This is a genomic window from Pelomonas aquatica, from assembly GCF_026712205.1.
In the GTDB taxonomy this organism is placed as follows: Bacteria; Pseudomonadota; Gammaproteobacteria; order Burkholderiales; family Burkholderiaceae_C; genus Pelomonas; species Pelomonas aquatica.
Window position 1 is genome coordinate 40,433 of record NZ_JAPPUW010000026.1, and the last position, 20,433, is coordinate 60,865.

20 protein-coding genes and 1 other RNA gene are annotated in these 20,433 nt (G+C 68.5%); 16 read left to right on the forward strand and 5 right to left on the reverse strand.

All coding sequences use genetic code 11. From position 1 onward, the window contains the following. Nucleotides 1–5 precede the first annotated feature (5 nt). On the forward strand, nt 6–440 hold the full coding sequence (locus NYP07_RS20960; RefSeq protein ID WP_268153690.1) for an organic hydroperoxide resistance protein: 435 nt from the start codon (nt 6–8) through the stop codon (nt 438–440). An 18-nt stretch (nt 441–458) separates the two neighbouring features. On the opposite strand, the gene NYP07_RS20965 is transcribed toward NYP07_RS20960, so the two are convergent. After that, the gene (locus NYP07_RS20965) at nt 459–1,397 is read right to left on the reverse strand and encodes an asparaginase (protein ID WP_268153691.1); all 939 of its coding nucleotides are present in this window, start codon (nt 1,395–1,397) and stop codon (nt 459–461) included. Between the two features lie 77 nt (nt 1,398–1,474). Here NYP07_RS20965 and lexA point away from each other — a divergent pair, with 77 nt between their 5' ends. Next, entirely contained in the window at nt 1,475–2,146 is a 672-nt protein-coding gene (gene lexA, locus NYP07_RS20970; protein ID WP_268153692.1) for a transcriptional repressor LexA, read from the forward strand. Between the two features lie 86 nt (nt 2,147–2,232). On the opposite strand, the gene ssrA is transcribed toward lexA, so the two are convergent. The 4 genes from ssrA to ompA all read right to left on the reverse strand — a co-directional run bounded on the left by ssrA (nt 2,233) and on the right by ompA (nt 4,727). Further along, nucleotides 2,233–2,605, reverse strand: a transfer-messenger RNA (tmRNA) gene (gene ssrA / locus NYP07_RS20975). A gap of 13 nt (nt 2,606–2,618) precedes the next feature. Further along, nucleotides 2,619–3,293, reverse strand: coding sequence for an HAD family hydrolase (locus NYP07_RS20980; RefSeq protein ID WP_268153693.1), 675 nt, complete (start codon nt 3,291–3,293; stop codon nt 2,619–2,621). Then, nucleotides 3,290–3,994 (reverse strand): bifunctional 2-polyprenyl-6-hydroxyphenol methylase/3-demethylubiquinol 3-O-methyltransferase UbiG, encoded by a 705-nt coding sequence (gene ubiG, locus NYP07_RS20985; RefSeq protein ID WP_268153694.1) that lies wholly within the window; start codon nt 3,992–3,994, stop codon nt 3,290–3,292. Before ubiG ends, NYP07_RS20980 begins: the two co-directional genes overlap by 4 nt. A 73-nt stretch (nt 3,995–4,067) precedes the next feature. Then, nucleotides 4,068–4,727 carry an outer membrane protein OmpA gene (gene ompA / locus NYP07_RS20990; protein WP_268153710.1) on the reverse strand — a complete coding sequence of 220 codons (660 nt, stop codon included), beginning with the start codon at nt 4,725–4,727 and terminating at the stop codon, nt 4,068–4,070. A 261-nt stretch (nt 4,728–4,988) separates the two neighbouring features. On the opposite strand from ompA, the gene gyrA reads away from it, so the two are divergent. From gyrA to rfaE1, 14 genes are all read left to right on the forward strand, one after another. After that, the gene (gene gyrA, locus NYP07_RS20995) at nt 4,989–7,622 is read left to right on the forward strand and encodes a DNA gyrase subunit A (protein WP_268153696.1); all 2,634 of its coding nucleotides are present in this window, start codon (nt 4,989–4,991) and stop codon (nt 7,620–7,622) included. Between the two features lies 1 nt (nt 7,623). Beyond that, the gene (locus NYP07_RS21000) at nt 7,624–8,208 is read left to right on the forward strand and encodes a DUF2059 domain-containing protein (RefSeq protein ID WP_268153697.1); all 585 of its coding nucleotides are present in this window, start codon (nt 7,624–7,626) and stop codon (nt 8,206–8,208) included. Between the two features lie 10 nt (nt 8,209–8,218). After that, nucleotides 8,219–9,310, forward strand: a complete 1,092-nt coding sequence (gene serC, locus NYP07_RS21005; RefSeq protein ID WP_268153698.1) for a 3-phosphoserine/phosphohydroxythreonine transaminase — start codon at nt 8,219–8,221, stop codon at nt 9,308–9,310. After that, complete coding sequence (gene pheA, locus NYP07_RS21010) at nt 9,303–10,400, forward strand: prephenate dehydratase (protein ID WP_268153699.1); 1,098 nt, start codon at nt 9,303–9,305, stop codon at nt 10,398–10,400. The genes serC and pheA overlap by 8 nt, the downstream gene beginning before the upstream one ends. A 9-nt stretch (nt 10,401–10,409) precedes the next feature. Beyond that, a complete protein-coding gene (locus NYP07_RS21015; RefSeq protein ID WP_268153700.1) occupies nt 10,410–11,300 on the forward strand; it encodes a prephenate dehydrogenase in 891 nt (296 codons plus the stop codon). Next, nucleotides 11,300–13,300 (forward strand): bifunctional 3-phosphoshikimate 1-carboxyvinyltransferase/cytidylate kinase, encoded by a 2,001-nt coding sequence (locus tag NYP07_RS21020; RefSeq protein WP_268153701.1) that lies wholly within the window; start codon nt 11,300–11,302, stop codon nt 13,298–13,300. The genes NYP07_RS21015 and NYP07_RS21020 overlap by 1 nt, the downstream gene beginning before the upstream one ends. 188 nt (nt 13,301–13,488) lie before the next feature. Beyond that, nucleotides 13,489–15,201, forward strand: coding sequence for a 30S ribosomal protein S1 (rpsA, locus tag NYP07_RS21025; protein WP_268153702.1), 1,713 nt, complete (start codon nt 13,489–13,491; stop codon nt 15,199–15,201). A gap of 107 nt (nt 15,202–15,308) precedes the next feature. Beyond that, nucleotides 15,309–15,602 carry an integration host factor subunit beta gene (locus NYP07_RS21030; protein WP_268153703.1) on the forward strand — a complete coding sequence of 98 codons (294 nt, stop codon included), beginning with the start codon at nt 15,309–15,311 and terminating at the stop codon, nt 15,600–15,602. 155 nt (nt 15,603–15,757) lie between these two features. Next, nucleotides 15,758–16,057, forward strand: coding sequence for a LapA family protein (locus tag NYP07_RS21035; RefSeq protein WP_268153704.1), 300 nt, complete (start codon nt 15,758–15,760; stop codon nt 16,055–16,057). Next, the gene (gene lapB / locus NYP07_RS21040; RefSeq protein ID WP_268153705.1) at nt 16,047–17,192 is read left to right on the forward strand and encodes a lipopolysaccharide assembly protein LapB; all 1,146 of its coding nucleotides are present in this window, start codon (nt 16,047–16,049) and stop codon (nt 17,190–17,192) included. The genes NYP07_RS21035 and lapB overlap by 11 nt, the downstream gene beginning before the upstream one ends. Continuing rightward, nucleotides 17,192–17,938 carry a glycosyltransferase gene (locus NYP07_RS21045; protein ID WP_268153706.1) on the forward strand — a complete coding sequence of 249 codons (747 nt, stop codon included), beginning with the start codon at nt 17,192–17,194 and terminating at the stop codon, nt 17,936–17,938. The genes lapB and NYP07_RS21045 overlap by 1 nt, the downstream gene beginning before the upstream one ends. 2 nt (nt 17,939–17,940) lie before the next feature. After that, entirely contained in the window at nt 17,941–18,804 is an 864-nt protein-coding gene (locus tag NYP07_RS21050) for a Kdo hydroxylase KdoO (protein ID WP_268153711.1), read from the forward strand. Nucleotides 18,805–18,821: 17 nt separating this feature from the next. Beyond that, nucleotides 18,822–19,391 carry a D-sedoheptulose-7-phosphate isomerase gene (locus NYP07_RS21055; protein WP_268153707.1) on the forward strand — a complete coding sequence of 190 codons (570 nt, stop codon included), beginning with the start codon at nt 18,822–18,824 and terminating at the stop codon, nt 19,389–19,391. Next, entirely contained in the window at nt 19,391–20,320 is a 930-nt protein-coding gene (rfaE1, locus tag NYP07_RS21060) for a D-glycero-beta-D-manno-heptose-7-phosphate kinase (RefSeq protein WP_268153708.1), read from the forward strand. The genes NYP07_RS21055 and rfaE1 overlap by 1 nt, the downstream gene beginning before the upstream one ends. Nucleotides 20,321–20,433: the final 113 nt, after the last annotated feature.

Below are 20,433 nucleotides of genomic sequence, written 5' to 3' on the forward strand. Positions count from 1 at the left end.
CACCCATGGCCATCGAGAAAGCCCTCTACACCGCCACCGCCACCGCCACCGGCGGCCGTACCGGCACCGCCAAGTCGTCCGACGGCGTGCTGGACCTTGCCCTGTCCACGCCCAAGGAACTGGGCGGCGCGGGCGGCCACGGCACCAACCCCGAGCAGCTGTTCGCGGCCGGTTACTCCGCCTGCTTCATCGGCGCGATGAAGGCCGTGTCGGCGCGCCAGAAGATCGCGCTGCCGGCCGAAGTGAGCATCACCAGCGAGGTCGGCATCGGCCCCCACGCCAACAAGCCGGGCGCCTTCGGCATCCAGGTCGCAATGAAGATCTCGGTGCCCGGCATGGACCGCGCCCATTTGGAAACCCTGGTGGCCACGGCCCACGAGGTCTGCCCCTACTCCAACGCGACGCGCGGCAACGTCGACGTGACGCTGACCATCGTCTGATGGCCCTGCGGCCGACCTTCAGCCGTCGGCTAGCAAGGCCAGGATCAGCTCGATCCTGGCCTTGACCGGGCTCAGCGCTCCCGCGCTGGGCAGCAGGCCGGGCAGGTCCATGACCGGCCCCGCATCGCAGCGCGTACTGCGCCAGACCCTCACGCCGCCGGCCTGCGCATAGCGCAGCGCAGCCTCAAGGCCACGGCTCAGCGTGCCATTGCCCGTGCCGGCGGCAACCAGGCCGTCGATGCCGCTGGCCCACAAGGCCCGCACGACGGCGCCATCGGCGCCCACGTGATTCATCACGATCTCCACGCGCGGCCAGCGCTCGGCAGGCGCGGCGATGCGCGTCAGGCCGACGGCCTCGCCCGCGGGCCAGCGGCCGAGCAGGCGCACGGTGCCCTCCTCCACCCGGGCCACCAGCGCGCCATCGGTCGACTCGAAGGCATCGACGCGATAGCTGTGGGTCTTGCGCACCTGCACCGCGTCATGCACGCGGCCGGCGAATGCGACGACCACACCCGCCGCGCCCTCGGCCGCGGCCACCTGGACCGCGTCGAACAGGTTCTGCGGCCCGTCGGGCGCCAGCGCCGTCGCGGGGCGCATCGCCGCGGTGAGCACCACCGGCTTGGCCGGCGCCAGCACGCGGTGCAGAAAATAGGCCGTCTCCTCCAGCGTGTCGGTGCCGTGCGTGACGACCACGCCCGCGACCTCGGGGCGGGCGAGGTGATGCTCCACGACAGCCGCCAGCCGCTGCCAGGTCGCGAAGTCCATGTCCTTGCTGTCGAGCTGCGCGACCTGGTGCGCCTCCAGCCGCTGCCCGGCCAGCGCCGGCACGCCGGCCAGCAAATCCCCGACGCTCAATTGCGCGGCGGTGTAGCCCACGCCATCGCTGGCGGTTTTGGCGGTGCCGGCAATCGTGCCGCCGGTACCCAGAATGACGATCAGTCGATCAAGAGTTTGCAATTTCCTGGCTTCCTGGACAAAAATACAGGTGCTGGACAAATTGCCAGCCCACTCAGCCCTTTCAATCAAGGCCGCCCGTGCAAGACCGACCCAAGCTTACCGCCCGCCAGCAGCAGATCTTCGACCTGGTCCGCAATGCGATCGAAAGCACCGGCGCGCCGCCGACCCGCGCCGAGATCGCCGCCGAGCTGGGTTTCAAATCCGCCAACGCGGCCGAGGAACATCTACAGGCCCTGGCCCGCAAGGGCATGCTGGAACTCGTCGGCGGCACCTCGCGCGGCATCCGCCTCAAATCCGACATGCTGAGCGCCGTCAACCGCGCGCGCCAGTTCAGCCTGCCGATCCCCAATCTGGCACAACTGACGCTGCCGCTGATCGGCCGCGTCGCCGCCGGCGCGCCCATCCTGGCCCAGGAGCATGTCGAGCAGACCTACAGCGTCGAGCTCGGCCTGTTCGCCAAGAGGCCCGACTACCTGCTCAAGGTCAAGGGCATGAGCATGAAGGACATCGGCATCCTCGACGGCGACCTGCTGGCCGTGCAGTCGGCCAAGGATGCCCGCAACGGCCAGATCGTCGTTGCCCGTGTCGGCGACGAAGTCACAGTCAAGCGCTTCAGGCGCGGCCCCGAGGGCATTCAGCTGCTGCCCGAAAACCCCGATTTCGAACCCATTCTGGTCAACGAGCACAGCGAGAGTTTCAGCATCGAGGGCCTGGCCGTCGGCCTGATCCGCGGGCAGGGCTTCAACTGAGCCCACGGGCGGGGGTTCTATTCCCCCGCACATTCGATTCGAAATGGAAAAAGGCCCGTGTCACCGACACGGGCCTTTTGCTTGGATGGTGGAGCCGGGGGGAATTGAACCCCCGTCCGCAAGCCATCACCGGGCAGATCTACATGCTTAGCCGGCTGGTTTGAATCTCGCGGTCAACTCGCGCAGTGGCACGCTAGTTTTCCCGCCAGTCACTTGATCTCGCAACGCACTGAGTGACCCAGCGCGCTGCCAGCCGATGTGAGTGACTTCTCAGCCTCGCCCCTTGCGGAACTCGGCCCGGCCCATCGGCCTGCCGTTGAGAAGCTCAACCGCAATTAAGCGGCGAGTGCGAACGTAGAGTCGTTTGCAGTTACTTTGTTTCCAGTGGTTTTACGAGCGGACTGGTGCTCGGCATGCCCTACTCCGGATCCGCACCCACGTCGAAACCAGGTCGGCCCCAGAACTCGCTATTTTAGGCCAGACCGAGATGCTTCAAGAGCTCGCCGGGCGCGGCCAGTTCAATGTCGGCCTGCCAGCGCCCAATTTCGGCAGCTTGCCCGAGATAGCCCCAGGCCGCGGCGGCGGTGGCCATGCCGGCAGCGCGGCCGGCCACGACGTCGCGCTCGTCGTCGCCGACGTAGAGGCAGGCCGCTGGCGTCACGCCCAGGCGTCGGGCCGCCTCCAGCAAGGGCGCGGGATGCGGCTTGAGGTGCGCCGTCGTATCGCCGCCCACGACGGCAGCCGCACGCAGGCCCAGCGCCTCAACCAGGGGCAATGCGAAACGCTCGGCCTTGTTCGTGACGATGCCCCACGCAAGGCCGGCACCGGCAAGCGCGCCGAGCTCTGCCTCGATGCCGCCGAAAGGCCGCGTGCTGGCGTACATCAGCAGTTCATAGCGGTCGAGGAATTCGCGCTTGAGCTCCTCGTACGTCGCCTGCCCGGGCGCAACGCCGAAGGCCTGGGCCAGCATGCCGCGCGCGCCCGTGCCGCCATGGGGGCGGTATTGCGCCAGCGGCAGCGCCTGCAGGCCTCGCTCCACGCGCATCGCATTGGCCGCCGCGGCCAGGTCGGCGGCGCTGTCGATCAGCGTGCCATCCAGGTCGAAAAGCACGGCCCGCAGATGGGCCCAGCGGCCGTCGCGCTTCACGGCGCGCGACGGCAGGCGAGCAGGTAGTTCACGTCGGTGTCGGCGCCAAGGCTGTAGCGCTGGGTCAGCGGGTTGTAGCCCAGGCCCCGGCTGGACTGGAGTCCGAGGCCGGCATCGCGGCAGAACTGGGCCAGTTCGGACGGCTTCAGGAAGCGCGCGTATTCGTGCGTGCCCTTGGGCAGCATCCGCAGCACGTACTCCGCGCCGACGATGGCCAGCAGGAAGGACTTGGCGTTGCGGTTCAGCGTCGACAGGAAGACCCAGCCCCCCGGCTTGACCAGCGTCGCGCAGGCGCGCACGACCGACGCCGGGTCGGGCACATGCTCCAGCATCTCCATGCAGGTCACGGCATCGAAGCCCGCCGGCTGTTCAGCGGCGAGTTCCTCGACGGCGATCTCGCGGTACTCGACGCCCTGCGTGCCGGCCTCCATCGCATGCAGTTCCGCCACGCGCAGGGGCTTGGTCGACAGGTCGATGCCCAGCACGCTGGCGCCGGCTCGCGCCATCGAATCACTGAGGATGCCGCCGCCGCAGCCGACGTCGACGACGCGCTTGCCCGCGAGGGGGCAGAGCTGCTGTATCCAGCCCAGCCGCAGCGGATTGATCTGGTGCAGGGGCTTGAAGTCGCTCTCTGGGTCCCACCAGCGATGGGCCAGCTCGCCGAACTTGGCGAGCTCTTGCGGGTCGGCGTTGATCGTCATGAGATCCTGGAAATAAAAAAGCCCCGACGGCGAGCCGGCGGGGCCTTGCGCAAAGCGCCCATGGGCGCAGAGCTTACTTGTTGCGCGTACCGACGACTTCGATCTCGGTGCGGCGGTTCTTGGCGCGACCTTCCGCGGTCTTGTTGTCGGCGACGGGCTGCTTTTCGCCCTTGCCTTCGGTGTAGACGCGGTTCGGCTCGACACCCTTGCTCACCAGATAGGCCTTGACGGCTTCGGAGCGGCGGATCGACAGCTTCTGGTTGTAGGCATCGCTGCCGACGGAGTCGGTGTGACCCACGGCGATGATGACTTCCAGGTTGATGCTCTTGGTCTTGCTGACCAGGTCATCCAGCTTGGCCTTGGCTTCGGGCTTCAGCGTCGACTTGTCGAAGTCGAAGAAGGCATCAGCGGCGAAGGTGACCTTCTCGCTGACCGGAGCCGGGGGCGGCGTCACGGGCTTCGGGGGGACCGGAGCAGGGGCCGGGGGCGGCGGAGCGACCGGCTTGGGTTCTTCAACCTTGGGTGCCGGCTTGATTTCGCCGTCGCAGCCCTTCGCAGCCGTGGCGGGCGTCCAGAAGTTGTCGCGCCAGCAATATTCGCTGGTGCCGTTCTTCCAGACCGTGCCGTCGGCGGCGCGCCAGTTGTCGACAGATTGGGCCAGCGCGGCCGACGAAGCCGCAGCGGCGACCGCAGCCACCGCAAACAGCGACGCCACGCGATTCAGTTTCTTCATGATTCTCCTCTCAAGGAATGCCGCAGTTGCCCTGCGAGAGTCAATACTCAACCTCTAACCTCAGGAGCACTTTAGGGTTTCTCCTAGGGACTCGACGATTGTGCCATAGGGCACCGGGACGAACGCATTGTGGCGGCCTACGTTCGTGGGCACGGTGACGATGTTGCGCTGCTGCTACAAGGTGGCGGCCCGCTTAGAATCCGCGCCTTTCGCCACCCACCCCGTCGCGCCCGTGTCGCGCACGCGAGAGCCAGAGCCCGCATGACCCAGTTCGCCAAGGAAACCCTGCCGATCAGCCTCGAGGAGGAGATGCGCCGCTCCTACCTCGATTACGCGATGAGCGTGATCGTCGGCCGCGCCCTGCCCGATGCGCGCGACGGCCTGAAGCCCGTGCACCGCCGCGTGCTCTACGCGATGAACGAGATGGGCAACACCTACAACGCCAAGTACCGCAAGAGTGCGCAGGCCGTGGGTGAGACCATGGGTAAATACCACCCGCACGGCGATTCCGCCATTTACGACACCATCGTCCGCATGGCGCAGCCCTTCAGCCTGCGCCACATGCTGATCGACGGCCAGGGCAACTTCGGCTCCATCGACGGCGATAACGCCGCTGCGATGCGATACACCGAGATTCGTCTCGACAAGATTGCTCACGAAATGTTGGCCGACATCGACAAGGAAACCGTCGATTTCGGGCCCAACTACGACGGCAGCCATAAGGAACCCCTGGTCCTGCCCACCCGTTTGCCGAATCTGCTGGTGAACGGCGCGGCGGGTATTGCCGTGGGCATGGCCACGAATATCCCGCCGCACAACCTCAACGAGGTCGTCGACGCCTGCCTGTTCGCATTGAAGAACCCTGAGGTCAGCGTCGACGAGCTGATGGAGATCATCCCGGCGCCCGACTTCCCGACGGCCGGCATCATCTACGGCCTGGCCGGCGTGCGCGACGGCTACCGCACCGGCCGGGGCCGCGTGGTCATGCGCGCCAAGGTGCACTTCGAGGACATCGACAAGGGCAACCGTCAGGCGATCATCGTCGACGAGATTCCCTACCAGGTGAACAAGAAGACCCTGCTGGAGCGCGTCGCCGAGCTGGTGCAGGAGAAGAAGATCGAGGGCATCGGCCACATCCAGGACGAGTCCGACAAGTCCGGCATGCGCGTCGTCATCGAACTCAAGCGCGGCGAAGTCCCCGAGGTGGTGCTGAACAACCTCTACAAGCAGACCCAGCTGCAGGACAGCTTCGGCATGAACATGGTCGCCCTCGTCGACGGCCAGCCCAAGCTCTGCAATCTGCGCGACATGATCGTCGTGTTCCTGGAGCACCGCCGCGAGGTGGTGACCCGCCGCACGATCTACGAACTGCGCAAGGCCCGCGAACGCGGCCACGTGCTGGAAGGCCTGGCGGTGGCCCTGGCCAACATCGACGAGTTCATCGAGACCATCAAGACCTCGCCGACCCCGCCGGTCGCCAAGGCCGCGCTGATGGCCAAGAGCTGGGACTCCTCGCTGGTGCGCGAGATGCTGGCGCGCGCCGAAGGCGGCGGCCAGGCCTACCGCCCCGAGGGCCTTGAAGCCCAGTTCGGCATGCAGGCCGACGGCCTCTACCGCCTGTCCGAGGCCCAGGCCGGCGAGATCCTGCAGATGCGCCTGCAACGCCTGACCGGCCTGGAGCAGGACAAGATCGTCGGCGAGTACCGCGACGTGATGGCCGAGATCGCCGATCTGCTCGACATCCTGGCCACGCCGTCGCGCGTGACCACCATCATCGGCGACGAGCTGGTGCAGCTGAAGACCGAGTTCGGCCAGACCAAGCTGGGTGCGCGCCGCAGCGTCATCGAGCACAACGCCCAGGAGCTGGGCACCGAGGATCTGATCACGCCGACCGACATGGTCGTCACGCTCTCGCATACCGGCTACATCAAGAGCCAGGCGCTGAGCGAATACCGCGCCCAGCGCCGCGGCGGCCGCGGCAAGCAGGCCACGGCGACCAAGGACGACGACTGGATCGACCAGCTCTTCATCGCCAACACGCACGACTGGATCCTGTGCTTCTCCGACCGCGGCCGCGTCTACTGGCTCAAGGTCTGGGAGGTGCCGCAGGGCTCGCGCAACTCGCGCGGCAAGCCCATCGTCAACATGTTCCCGCTGCAGGCCGGCGAGAAGATCACCGTCGTGCTGCCGCTGACCGGCGAGTTCCGCGCCTTCCCCGAGGACCATTTCATCTTCATGGCCACGGCCATGGGCACGGTGAAGAAGACGTCCCTCAAGGACTTCAGCAACCCGCGCAAGGCCGGCATCATCGCCGTCGACCTGGACGAGGGCGACCACCTGATCGGCGCTGCGCTGACCGACGGCCACCACGACGTGATGCTGTTCAGCGACGGCGGCAAGGCCGTGCGCTTCGACGAGGACGACGTGCGCCCGATGGGCCGCACGGCCCGCGGCGTGCGCGGCATGATGCTCGAGCCCGACCAGCGCCTGATCGCGATGCTGGTGGCCGAGGACGAGACGCAGAGCGTGCTGACCGCCACCGAGAACGGCTACGGCAAGCGCACCAGCATCGTCGAGTACACCCGCCACGGCCGCGGCACCAAGGGCATGATCGCCATCCAGCAGAGCGAGCGCAACGGCCGCGTCGTCGCCGCCACACTGGTGCGCCCCGAGGACGAGATCATGCTGATCACCGACAAGGGCGTGCTGGTGCGCACCCGCGTCGCCGAGATCCGCGAACTCGGCCGCGCCACTCAGGGCGTCACGCTGATCGCGCTGGACGACGGCGCCAAGCTGTCGGGCCTGCAGCGCATCGTCGAGAACGACGCCAACGAGGCCGACGCCTCCGCCGAACCCGACGAGTCCGGCGACAACCCCGAAGCCCCCAAGGACTGACATGACTTCTCGCAAGCTGGGCCTGGCCCTGGCGCTGTCCCTCGCATTGGCCGCCGGCACCGCGCTGGCCGAACCCTCGCCCGCCAAGAAGGCCCTGATCGACAAGCTGGTGCAGCTGCAGCAGCCACAGGCCGAGCTGCTGGCGCGCAATGTCGTGCAGCAGCCCATCGGCCCGCTGATGCAGAGCGCCGGCCAGGCTCTGCAGCAGTTGCCGGCGGACAAGCGCGAAGCCACGGCCAAGGCCATGGAGGCCGAGATCAAGAAGTTCGTCGAGGACAACGTGGCCTACGTCAAGGACAAGGCCGCCAAGATGGCGCCGACGACGACGGCCGCCTTCCTCGACGAGCGCTTCACCGAGGACGAACTCAAGCAGGTCGTGGCCTGGTTCGAATCGCCGGTCAGCAAGAAGTTCGGCCAGGTCCAGATGGAGCTGAACAAGGCGCTGCTCGACAAGGTCCTCGGCGAAGCCGGCCCGACGCTGCAGGAGCGCTTCAAGACCCTGCATGCCTCGCTGGCCAAGCAGCTCGGCATCCCGGCCCCCGCCTCCGCCGCCAAGCCCGCCCCGTCCGCTCCCGCGAAGAAGTAGGCCCGCCTCTATGACCTCGCACCGCCCGTTCAATTTCGCCCCCGGCCCCGCCACCCTGCCCGAACCCGTGCTGCGCCAGGTGGCCGCCGAGATGCTGGACTGGCAGGGCAGCGGCATGAGCGTCATGGAGATGAGCCACCGCGGCAAGGAGTTCATCTCGATCTACGAGCGCGCCGAGGCCGATCTGCGCGAACTGCTGGCGGTGCCGGCCAATTTCCGCATCCTCTTCATGCAGGGCGGCGGCCTGGGCGAGAACGCTTTTCTGCCGCTGAACCTCAGCCGCGGCGGCAAGGTCGACGTCGTCGTCACCGGCTCCTGGTCGCGCAAGAGCGCTGCCGAGGCGCGCCGCTATGCCGACGTGCAGGTTGCCGCCGATATCGGCAGCGGCCACAGCATCCCCGGCGACTGGGCGTTGCGCGGCGACGCGGCCTATGTCCACGTCTGCACCAACGAGACCATCGACGGCATCGAGTTCCATGAGCTGCCCCGCTTGACCCACGGCGTGCCGCTGGTCATCGACTGCTCCTCCCATCTGCTGTCCCGCCCCATCGACTGGAGCCTCGTCGGCCTGGCTTTCGGCGGCGCGCAGAAGAACATCGGCCCGGCCGGCCTGACGATGGTCTTCGTCCGCGACGACCTGCTCGGCCACGCGCTGGACATCTGCCCCTCGGCCTTCAACTACGAGACCGTGGCGGCCGCCCAATCCATGTTCAACACGCCGCCGACCTTCGCGATCTATGTCGCCGGCCTCGTGTTCCAGTGGGTCAAGGGCTTCGAATACGGCGGCCGGCAAGGCCTGGCCGCCATCGAGCAGCGCAATATCGACAAGGCTGCGCTGCTCTACGCCGCGCTCGACGCCTCCGGCCTCTACGAGAACCGGGTCGACGCCAGTTGCCGTTCGCGCATGAACGTCCCGTTCTTCCTGCGCGACGAAAAACTCAACGATGCCTTCCTCGCCGCGGCCAAGGCTGCCGGCCTGCTGCAGCTCAAGGGCCACAAGTCCGTCGGCGGCATGCGCGCGTCCATCTACAACGCCATGCCATTGGAGGGCGTCCAAGCCCTGGTCGACTTCCTGAAGGACTTCGAGGCCCGTCATGGCTGAGCCTGTTTCCACCCCTGCCCTGCTGGCCCTGCGCGACCAGATCGACGGCCTGGACCGCCAACTGCTGGAACTGCTGAACCAGCGCGCCCGCGTGGCCGAGCAGGTCGGCGAGATCAAGCGCGCCGAGGGCACGCCTTTCTTCCGCCCCGACCGCGTGGCCCAGGTCATCGACAAGATCCGCGCCGCCAACCCCGGCCCGCTGAAGGCCGAGCATGTCGCCGCGATCTGGCGCGAGATCATGTCGGCCTGCCTGGCGCTGGAGTCGCCGCAGCGTGTGGCCGTGCTGGGCCCCGTCGGCACCTTCTGCGAGCAGGCCGCCATCGAATACTTCGGCGGCGCGGCGGACATGATCTATTGCGCCAGCTTCGACGAGGTCTTCCACGCGACGGCGTCGGGCAGCGCGCAGTTCGGCGTCGTCGGCGTCGAGAACATGACCGAGGGCGTCGTCACGCGCTCGCTGGACCTGTTCCTGCACACGCCCTGCCATGTGGTCGGCGAGGTCAGCCTGCTGATCCGCCACAACCTGATGCGCAAGGAGCCGTCCCTGCATGGCATCGAGGCCGTGCTGGCGCATCCGCAGGCCCTGGCCCAGTGCCAGAACTGGCTCAACAAGCATCTGCCGGATGTCGAGCGTCGCGCCGTGTCGAGCAATGCCGAGGGCTCGCGCCTGGCCGCCACCAACCCGGCCTGGGCGGCGCTGGGCAGCGAGCGCGCGTCGACGCTGTTCGGCCTGCACATCACGGCCCACGCCATCCAGGACGAGGCCTACAACCGCACCCGCTTCGCCGTCATCTGCCTGCCGCAGACCATGGCCACGCCGCCCGCCACCGGACGCGACTGCACCAGCCTCGTCGTCTCCGTGCCCAACCGCCCGGGCGCGATGCACGACCTGCTCGTGCCGCTGAAGAAGCACGGCGTGTCCATGACCCGCCTGGAGTCCCGCCCGGCCCGCACCGGCCAGTGGGAGTATTACTTCTACATCGACCTCGACGGCCATCCCAGCCAGCCCCATGTCGCCGCGGCGCTGGCCGAGTTGCGCGAGCTCTGCGCCTTCTTCAAGATGCTGGGTGCCTACCCCGTCAAAAACTAGGGCCCGACGATGTTCAACCAGCTTGGCGTGATCGGATGCGGCCTGATGGGCGGCAGCTTCGCGCTGGCGATGAAGCGCGCCGGCCTGGTCAAGCGCGTCATCGGCTACAGCAAGTCGCCCTCCACCACCGAGCAGGCCAAGAAGCTCGGCGTCATCGACGTGGCCGCCGAGTCCGCGCTGCTGGCCGTGTCGGGCTCGGACATCGTGCTGATCGCCGTCCCCGTGTCGGCCACCGAGATCACGCTGAAGGCCATCCGCCACCTCGTGAACCCGGGCGTCCTCTTCATGGACGTGGGCTCGACGAAGTGCGACGTCATCGAGTCGGCCCGCCGCGCGCTGGGCGACCGCGCCGCCAGCTTCGTGCCCTGCCACCCCATCGCCGGCAAGGAATCGGGCGGCGTGCAGCACGCCGAGGCCACGCTCTACGAAGGCCGGCAGGTCATCCTGACGCCCCAGCCCTTCACCAATCCGCAGCTGGTGCAGAAGGCCACCGACGTCTGGTCGGCCCTGGGCGCGACGGTGCTGAAGATGCGGCCCCACAACCACGACGCGGCCTTCGCCGCCGTCAGCCATCTGCCGCATCTGCTGGCCTTCGCCTTTTTCCAGGCCATCGCCGAGCAACCCGCCGCGCGAGACTACCTCAGCCTCGCCGGCCCGGGCTTTCGCGACTTCACGCGCATCGCCGCGGGCGAGCCGGCCGTCTGGCGTGACATCTTCCTGGCCAACAAGCATGAGGTGCTGGCGCAGTCCAAGCGCTTTCGCACGATGCTGGACCAGCTCGAAGCGCTGATCGAAGCCGGCGACGCCGCGGCGCTGGAAGCCGCGCTGCGCCCCATCTCCGAAGGCCGCTCGGCCTGGAGCCTGCCCACGATCCCTCCCGGCCGCCCTGCGGCTAAGTGATGTTCAAGATCCCCTTCCTCGACCTGCCGCCGCTGCGCGGCGCCGCGGGCACGGTGCGCCTGCCCGGCTCCAAGAGCATTTCCAACCGCGTGCTGCTGCTGGCGGCGCTGAGCGAGGGCAAGACCGTCGTGCGCGACCTGCTGGCGTCGGACGACACCGCCGTCATGCTGGAGTCGCTGCGCACGCTGGGCTGCGGCGTGTGGCGCGAAGGCGATGCGGTCGTCATCGACGGCCTGGGTAGCCGCCTGCGCGCCAAGCAGGCCAAGCTCTTCCTGGGCAACGCCGGCACGGCCATGCGCCCGCTGACGGCCGCGCTGGCGGTGCTGGCCGCCACGCAGGGCGGCGACTTCGAGGTCTCCGGCGTACCGCGCATGCACGAGCGGCCCATCGGCGACCTGGTCGACGCGCTGCGGGCCTTGGGCTGCACCATCGACGACCTCGGCAACCCCGGCTACCCGCCGCTGCGCCTGCGCGGCCCGTCCGCGCTCGCGCTGGACACGCCGGTGCGCCTGCGCGGCGACGTGTCCAGCCAGTTCCTGACCGCGCTGCTGCTGGCCCTGCCCCTGGTCGCCGAGCAGGACGTGCGCATCGAGGTCATCGGCGAGCTGATCTCCAAGCCCTACATCGAGATCACGCTGGCGCTGCTGGCGCGCTTCGGCATCGCGGTGAAACGCGAGGGCTGGGAGGCCTTCGTCATCCCGGCCGGCAGCCGCTACGTCTCGCCGGGCGAGGTCTTCGTCGAGGGCGATGCGTCCTCGGCCTCCTATTTCGTCGCGCTGGGCGCCATCGCGGCGACGGAGGCGCCGCTGCGCATCGAAGGCGTCGGCAGCGAGTCCCTGCAGGGCGACGTGCGCTTCATCGAGGCCGCGGCGGCCATGGGCGCCGAGGTCCAGGCCGGCCCGAACTGGCTGGAAGTCCGTCGCGGCGCCTGGCCTCTGCGCGGCCTGACGCTGGACTGCAACCACATTCCCGACGCGGCGATGACGCTGGCCGTCATGGCGCTGTACGCCGACGGCCCGACCACGCTGACCAACATCGCCAGTTGGCGCGTCAAGGAGACCGACCGCATCGCCGCGATGGCCACCGAGCTGCGCAAGCTCGGAGCAGCGGTCGACGAAGGCCCGGACTGGATCCGCGTGCAGCCGCTGCAGGACTGGAAGCCCGCGTCCATCCGCACCTACGACGACCATCGCGTCGCGATGTGCTTCTCGCTGGCGGCCTTCAACGGCCTCGTCACGGAGCAGGCCGTGCCGGTGCGCATCCTCGATCCGCACTGCGTCGCCAAGACCTTCCCCGACTACTTCGAGACGCTGTTCGGCGTTGTCGCAGCCAACGCCGCCGACATCCCCGTCATCACGATCGACGGCCCGACCGCCTCCGGCAAGGGCACGCTGGCCGACGAGGTCGCCAAGGCCCTGGGCTTCGGCGTGCTGGACTCGGGCGCGCTGTACCGCGTGACCGGCCTCGCCGCCCGCCGTGCCGGCCTGGACCTGGACGACGGCGTCGCCGTCGCGGCCATCGTGCCCTCGCTGAAGCTGCGTTTCAGCAACGGCAATGTCTTCATCGGCGCTGAGGACGTGAGCGCCCGGCTGCGCGCCGAGGCCACCGGCCTGCTGGCCTCCCAGGTGGCCGTGCACCCGCAGGTGCGGACCGCGCTGCAGCAGCTGCAGCTGGACTTCCGCCGCCTGCCCGGCCTCGTCGCCGACGGCCGCGACATGGGCACCGCGCTGTTCCCCGACGCGGCGCTCAAGGTCTTCCTGACCGCCAGCGCCGCCACGCGCGCCGAGCGCCGGTATAAGCAATTGATTTCCAAAGGGATTTCCGCTAATATCGAAGGCTTGCGCGAAGATCTTGAGGCGCGGGACGAGAGGGACAAGAACCGCTCGGCCTCGCCACTTGAGCCCGCGCAAGACGCGCTGCTGCTGGACAACTCGGCGCTGGGTATCGAGGAATCGGTCACCCAGGTGTTGGGCTGGTGGCAACAGCGCCGGCCGTTCTGACGCCCGTATTCCCCGGGTTTCAGGCGGCCCAGGCCTGAGAAGCCACGGCCCGCCAGGTCTCCCTCCGAGCGCCAGCTCGTGATGCCAGGAGGAACGCAAGTTCCTCGCGGCCGGCGATGTCAACAACTCAACCCGCAGCTCGTCTGCACGCCGCGCCGGGGCTCCCTGGCGCATCAGGATCAATCAACATGTCCCAAACCCAAACCGCCGCTTCCGGCATGGAATCCTTCGCCGCCATGTTCGAGGAGTCGCTGCAGCGCTCCGACATGCGCGCCGGTGAAGTGATCTCGGCCGAAGTCGTTCGCGTCGAGCACAACTTCGTCGTCGTCAACGCCGGCCTGAAGTCCGAGGCCTATGTGCCCATCGACGAGTTCAAGAACGACCAGGGCGAACTGGAAGTCCAGGTCGGCGACTTCGTCTCCGTCGCCATCGACGCCATCGAAAACGGCTACGGCGACACCATCCTGTCGCGCGACAAGGCCAAGCGCCTGGCCTCGTGGCTGAGCCTGGAAACGGCCCTGGAGTCCGGCGACTTCGTGACCGGCACCGTCTCCGGCAAGGTCAAGGGCGGCCTGACCGTCCTGGTCAACGGCATCCGCGCCTTCCTGCCCGGCTCGCTACTGGACACCCGCCCGGTGAAGGACATGAGCCCGTTCGAGGGCAAGACCATGGAATTCAAGGTCATCAAGCTCGACCGCAAGCGCAACAACGTTGTGCTGTCGCGTCGCGCCGTGGTGGAAGCCTCCATGGGTGAAGAGCGCGCCAAGCTGCTGGAAACGCTGTCGGAAGGCGCGATCGTCCAGGGCGTGGTCAAGAACATTACCGAGTACGGCGCCTTCGTCGACCTCGGCGGCATCGACGGCCTGCTGCACATCACCGACATGGCCTGGCGCCGTGTCCGTCACCCGAGCGAAGTGGTGACGGTCGGCCAGGAACTGACGGCCAAGGTCCTGAAGTTCGACGCCGAGAAGAACCGCGTCTCCCTGGGCATCAAGCAGCTGGGCGACGACCCGTGGTTCGGCGTGGCCCGCCGCTACCCGACCGGCACCCGCCTGTTCGGCAAGGTCACCAACATCGCCGACTACGGCGCCTTCGTCGAGATCGAGCCGGGCATCGAAGGCCTGGTGCACGTCTCCGAGATGGACTGGACCAACAAGAACATCGCTCCCAGTAAGCTGGTCTCGCTGGGCGACGAAGTCGAAGTCATGGTCCTGGAAATCGACGAAGACAAGCGCCGCATCAGCCTGGGCATGAAGCAGTGCAAGGCCAACCCGTGGGAAGAGTTCGCCGAGAACGTCAAGCGCGGTGACAAGGTCAAGGGTCCGGTCAAGTCCATCACCGACTTCGGCGTGTTCGTGGGCCTGGCCCAGGGCATCGACGGCCTGGTGCACCTGTCCGACCTGTCCTGGGACGAGTCCGGCGAAACCGCCGTGCGCAACTTCAAGAAGGGCCAGGAAGTCGAGGCCGTCGTGCTGGCCGTGGACGTCGAGCGCGAGCGCATCTCGCTGGGCATCAAGCAGCTGGACAGCGACCCGTTCACCGCCTACACCACGATCAACGACCGTGGCGCCTCGGTGACCGGCAAGGTCAAGACCGTCGACCCGCGCGGCGCTGAAGTCGAGCTGGCCGATGGCGTGATGGCCTATCTGCGCGCTTCGGAAATCTCCCGCGACCGCGTGGAAGACGCCCGCAACGTGCTGAAGGAAGGCGACGAAGTCACCGCCGTCATCGTCAACATCGACCGCAAGACCCGCAACATCCAGCTGTCGATCAAGGCCAAGGACAACGCCGACCAGCAGGAAGCCATGCAGCGCATCAGCCAGTCAAACGAGCGCGAGAACGCCGGCACGACCAGCCTGGGCGCCCTGCTGCGCGCCAAGCTGGACAACCAGGGCAACTAAGTCCTCGGTTGACTGCCCGGCCTCTGTGGAGGCCGGGTATGCTCCCCACAGGCTCGCCGGCCTCGCCAGCGGGCCTGTTTCAATTCTGATTCCTGCAAAGCCACGCCATGACCCGCTCCGACCTCGTCGCCGTGCTCGCCGAACGCTTTGGCCAATTGACCCAGCGCGACACCGAGTTCGCGGTCAAGACCATCCTCGACGCGATGAGCGACGCGCTGGCGCGCGGCCACCGCATCGAGATCCGTGGCTTCGGCAGCTTCTCCATCAGCCGCCGCCCGCCCCGCGTGGGCCGCAACCCGCGCAGCGGCGAGCAGGTCATGATCCCCGAGAAGCTCGCCCCGCACTTCAAGCCCGGCAAGGCGCTGCGCGAGGCCGTCGACGAGCATCTGCCCGTGGAATGATGCCCCTCGTCCAAGGACTACATTGGCCGGTCCCCCGCGGGGACGGCGATGCTTGCCGGATTGACCGGCAAGCACATCGCCACGGCGGGCCGGCTTGGGAGCGGCCCAGCGCTCGGCCCGAAAACCAGAGCGGCCTCTGAGCCAAAATCCTGGACATGCGCACCCTCGTCTGGCTCCTGCGGGCCCTGCTCTTCTTCACGCTGTTCGCCTTTGCGCTGAACAACAGCCACGAAGCGGTCGTGCGCTGGTTCTTCGGCCACGAGTGGCACGCGCCCCAGGTCATCATCGTGCTGCTGGCCTTCGGCCTCGGCGCAGCCTTCGGCGTGCTGGCCATGGTGCCGGCCTGGTGGCGCCACCGCCGCGCCGCCCAGCGCATCGAGCCCCTGCCCACCGCTCCCACACCCGCGCCCGAGGCGCCTGCCGTTCCCTACGCCGCCCACCAAGATGGAGTTTGATCCGCGCTGGCTGCTCTTCGTCCTGCCCGTCGTCTTCGTCCTAGGCTGGCTGGCCTCCAAACTCGATTCGCGGCAGTGGAAGCTCGAACAGCGCGAGTCGCCCAAGGCCTACTTCAAGGGCCTGAACCTGCTGCTGAACGAGCAGCAGGACAAGGCCATCGACGCCTTCATTGAAGCCGTCCAGAACGACCCCGACACCTCCGAGCTGCATTTCGCCCTCGGCAGCCTGTTCCGCCGCCGCGGCGAGACCGAGCGTGCCGTGCGCGTGCACGAACATCTGCTGCGCCGCGGCGATCTGCCCAAGGCCGACCGCGACCGCGCCCAGCACGAGCTGGCCCAGGACTTCTTCAAGGCCGGCCTGTTCGACCGCGCCGAGGCCGCCTATGCCGAGCTGCGCGGCACCGCCTTCGAGCGCGAGGCGCGGCTGGCCCTGCTGTCGCTTTACGAGCGCTCGCGCGACTGGGCCAAGGCCGCCGAGGTCGCCGCCGAGCTGGAGGCCGCCGGCACCGGCTCCTTCTCCGGCCGCATCGCGCATTACCTGTGCGAGCAGGCCCTCGTCGCGCAGTCCCAGGGCCATGCCGACCTCGCCCAGGAACTGCTCGGCCAGGCCCAGCGCCGCGCCCCCGAGGCCGCGCGCGCTTACGTGCTGCAAGGCCAGATGCTGCTGAAGGCCGGCCGGCCCGACGCCGCATTGGAAGCCTTCACGAAGCTGCTCGCCGCCAACCCGCCGGCCTTCAACCTCGTCGCCGCCGACTGCGCCGCCGCGGCCAAGGCCCTGGGCCAGCCCGAGCGCGCCATCGCGCTGCTGGACGAGCAATACCGGCGCAGCCCCGGCATGCAGCTGCTGCGCGCGCTGGCCAGCCTGCAACCCGGCCCGCAGCGTGAACGTCTTGCCGCCCACCTGCACGAGCAGCCGGTGCTGTCGGCCGCGACCGACCTGCTCAAGCTGAACGCACCGGCCCTGCCCGCCGACGAGGCCGCCCCCATGATCCAGGCGCTGGAGAAGGCCGCCAAGCCGCTGCAGCGCTACCGCTGCGCCGCCTGCGGCTTCGAGGCCGCCCACTATTTCTGGCAATGCCCCGGTTGCCTGAACTGGGACAGCTACCCGCCACAACCCGTCGAGGAACTCAGCTGATGAGCGCCACCATGGCCTCCGAAGACCGCTTCGTCATCTGCATGAAGTGGGGCAGCAAATACGGCCCCGAATACGTCAACCGCCTCTATGGCATGACGGCCCGCCACCTGCGCGGGCCCTTCCGTTTCGTCTGCTTCACCGACGACACCCAGGGCATCCGCCCCGAGGTCGAATGCCTGCCCCTGCCCGAGACGCACGCGGCCCAAGGCAAGCGTGACGGTGGCTGGAAAAAGCTCGGCACCTACCAGGCCGACCTGTTCGGGCTGAAGGGCACCGCGCTCTTCCTGGACCTGGACGTCGTCATCGTCGGCGACATGACCGAGTTCTTCGAGCACCCCGGCGAGTTCCTCATCATCAAGGACTGGAAGCGCCCCTGGCGCGTGACCGGCAACTCCTCGGTCTACCGCTTCCGCATCGGCGACCATGCCGACGTGCTGGCGCACTTCATCGCCCACCAGGACGAGGTGCGCGCCAAATACCGCAACGAGCAGGAATACCTCAGCCACTTCCTGGCCGACCAGGGCAAGCTCGGCTACTGGCCCAAGGACTGGTGCGCCAGCTACAAATACCACTGCCTGCCGCTATGGCCGGCGAGCTTCTGGCGCGATCCTTTCATCCCGGCGGGCGCCCGCGTGCTGGTCTTCCACGGCGTGATGAACCCGCCGGACGCGCTGGTCGGCCGCTCCGAAGGCAACTGGCGCCACGCCCGGCCCGCGAAATGGATCGCCGATCACTGGCGCGAATGAGCATGAACGACCGCATCGTCAGCGTCGACAGCCGCGACTGGGCCAGGCCCATCGCCGGCCTGGTGCCCGAGCTGGAAGCCGGCAAGGTGCTGTTCTTCCCCGAGCTGCGCTTCGAGCTGACGCCCGACGAGGCGCGGCTGCTGCGCGCCGACGTGCGCGAAGAGAAGTCGCGCAACATCAGCCTGCGCAACGACGGCGTGCTCGCCGGTGCGGCCGTGCAGGGCGACGAGAAGGCCCGCCTGGCCGCGATGATCGGACGCTTCCGCACCCAGGCCTGCGCCCTCATCGACGCCATCGCGCCGGCCTACAAGCCCGCGCTGCGCCTGGCGCCCACCAGCTACCGCCCGACCCAGGTCGAGTCGCGCGTGCAGTCCTGGCGCGCGGACGACCGCCGCCTGCATGTCGACGCCTTCCCGTCGCGGCCCAACCGCGGCGAGCGCATCCTGCGCGTGTTCACCAACCTCAACCCCGACGGCGAGCCGCGCGTCTGGCGCGTCGGCGAGGCCTTCGAGGGCATCGCCCGCCGCTTCGTGCCGCGCGCCAGGCCCTATTCCGCCTGGCAGGCCCGGGCCCTCAAGGCCCTGCACGTCACCAAGTCGCTGCGCACCGAGTACGACCACCTGATGCTGCAGCTGCACGACGGCATGAAGGGCGACCTCGACTACCAGCGCGACTGCCCCCAGGTCACGATGCCCTTCCCGCCCGGCTCGACCTGGGTCTGCTACTCCGACCAGACCGCCCACGCCGTCATGTCCGGGCAGTTCATGATGGAGCAGACCCTGCACCTCGCGGCCGAGGCCCAGGTCAACCCGGCCGCCAGCCCGCTGGGCATCCTGCGCCGCGTCACGGGCCGGCCGCTGCTCTAACCCATTCATTGCACGCCATGAGCTCCCTGTTCCTGCGCAATCTCGACGAACACCTGCAACTGATGACCGCGCTGCGCACGCTCGAGCCTCAGGTGCAGGCCGCCGGCCAGCGCCTCGCCGCCGTGCTGAGCGGCGGCGGCAAGCTGATGTTCTGCGGCAATGGCGGCTCGGCGGCGGACAGCCAGCACCTCGCCTCAGAGCTGACCGGCCGCTTCATCAAGGACCGCCGGCCGCTGGCCGGGCTGGCGCTGAGCACCGACAGCTCGGCGCTGAGCTGCATCGGCAACGACTATTCCTTCGACGACGTCTTCGCCCGCCAGCTCGAAGGCCTGGGCCGCGCGGGCGACGGCCTGGTCGCGATCTCCACCTCGGGCAACTCGCGCAACGTCATCCGCGCCGTCGAGGCCGCCGGGCGGCTGGGCATCTTCACGCTGGGCCTGCTGGGCCGCGATGGCGGCCAGCTCCTCGGCCTGTGCGACCTCGGCCTCGTCGTGCCGCACAGCGTCACGGCGCGCATCCAGGAGGCGCACATCCTGATCGGCCACACCCTGTGCGGGCTGATCGAGGCTGAGATGGGGCTGGCCTGATGCTGCCCTCTCGCGAAACCCTGGCCTCGCGCCGCGTGCTGGTCGTCGGCGACGTGATGCTGGACCGCTACTGGCATGGCGCCGTCGAGCGCATCTCGCCCGAGGCGCCGGTGCCCGTCGTGCGCATCGAGCGTGAGGAGGAGCGCCTGGGCGGCGCGGCCAACGTGGCGCTGAACGTGCGCATGCTGGGCGCGCGCGCCACGCTGCTGACCGTCGTCGGCAACGACGAGCCGGCCCGCCGCCTGCGCGAGCTGCTGTGCGAGCGCGACATCGACACCGTGCTGCGCGAGGACAGGCAGCTCTACACCATCGTCAAGCTGCGCGTCATCGGCCGCGCCCAGCAGCTGCTGCGCGTGGACTTCGAGAACGAGCCCGACCACGAGGCGCTCGGCGAGATGCTGGACGACTTCGCCGCGCAGCTGCCGCAGCACGACGTCGTGCTGTTCTCCGACTACGGCAAGGGCGGCCTCACGCACATCCCGCGCATGATCGAGCTGGCCCGCGCGGCGGGCAAGCCGGTGTTCGTGGACCCAAAGGGCAGCGACTACCGCCGCTACGCCGGCGCCAGCGTCATCACGCCCAACCGCGGCGAGCTGGCCCAGGTGACCGGCGCGTGGAAGGGCGAGGCCGAACTGCTGAAGAAGGTCGATGCGCTGCGCGCCGACATCGATGTCGGCGCCGTGCTGCTGACGCGCTCCGAGGAGGGCATGACGCTGTTCGATGCCGGCGGCGTCGCGCACGAGCCGGCGCGCGCCCGCGAGGTGTTCGACGTGACCGGCGCGGGCGACACCGTCATCGCCACGCTGGCCGTGCTGGCCAGCGCCGGCCTGCCCCTGCACGACGCCATGCGCCTGGCCAACAAGGCCGGCGGCATCGTCGTCGGCAAGTTCGGCACTGCCACGGTCAGCTACGACGAGCTGGCGGCATGAGACATCCAGTGTCAACCCCCGCCAGAAGAAGTGGCTTTGAGGGCGGACAGATGAAGGCTGGCGTCGTAAGTCTTGCGATCGGTCCAGGCGCGCCAGAGCACGCGCAACCAGGC

Coding starts and splice junctions, on each gene's coding strand:
- NYP07_RS20960 (WP_268153690.1), top strand. CDS start 6: ATGGCCATCGAGAAAGCCCTCTACACCGCCACCGCCACCGCCACCGGC.
- ubiG (WP_268153694.1), bottom strand. CDS start 3,994: ATGACGATCAACGCCGACCCGCAAGAGCTCGCCAAGTTCGGCGAGCTG.
- ompA (WP_268153710.1), bottom strand. CDS start 4,727: ATGAAGAAACTGAATCGCGTGGCGTCGCTGTTTGCGGTGGCTGCGGTC.
- gyrA (WP_268153696.1), top strand. CDS start 4,989: ATGACCCAGTTCGCCAAGGAAACCCTGCCGATCAGCCTCGAGGAGGAG.
- NYP07_RS21000 (WP_268153697.1), top strand. CDS start 7,624: ATGACTTCTCGCAAGCTGGGCCTGGCCCTGGCGCTGTCCCTCGCATTG.
- serC (WP_268153698.1), top strand. CDS start 8,219: ATGACCTCGCACCGCCCGTTCAATTTCGCCCCCGGCCCCGCCACCCTG.
- pheA (WP_268153699.1), top strand. CDS start 9,303: ATGGCTGAGCCTGTTTCCACCCCTGCCCTGCTGGCCCTGCGCGACCAG.
- NYP07_RS21015 (WP_268153700.1), top strand. CDS start 10,410: ATGTTCAACCAGCTTGGCGTGATCGGATGCGGCCTGATGGGCGGCAGC.
- NYP07_RS21020 (WP_268153701.1), top strand. CDS start 11,300: ATGTTCAAGATCCCCTTCCTCGACCTGCCGCCGCTGCGCGGCGCCGCG.
- rpsA (WP_268153702.1), top strand. CDS start 13,489: ATGTCCCAAACCCAAACCGCCGCTTCCGGCATGGAATCCTTCGCCGCC.
- NYP07_RS21030 (WP_268153703.1), top strand. CDS start 15,309: ATGACCCGCTCCGACCTCGTCGCCGTGCTCGCCGAACGCTTTGGCCAA.
- NYP07_RS21035 (WP_268153704.1), top strand. CDS start 15,758: ATGCGCACCCTCGTCTGGCTCCTGCGGGCCCTGCTCTTCTTCACGCTG.
- lapB (WP_268153705.1), top strand. CDS start 16,047: ATGGAGTTTGATCCGCGCTGGCTGCTCTTCGTCCTGCCCGTCGTCTTC.
- NYP07_RS21045 (WP_268153706.1), top strand. CDS start 17,192: ATGAGCGCCACCATGGCCTCCGAAGACCGCTTCGTCATCTGCATGAAG.
- NYP07_RS21050 (WP_268153711.1), top strand. CDS start 17,941: ATGAACGACCGCATCGTCAGCGTCGACAGCCGCGACTGGGCCAGGCCC.
- NYP07_RS21055 (WP_268153707.1), top strand. CDS start 18,822: ATGAGCTCCCTGTTCCTGCGCAATCTCGACGAACACCTGCAACTGATG.
- rfaE1 (WP_268153708.1), top strand. CDS start 19,391: ATGCTGCCCTCTCGCGAAACCCTGGCCTCGCGCCGCGTGCTGGTCGTC.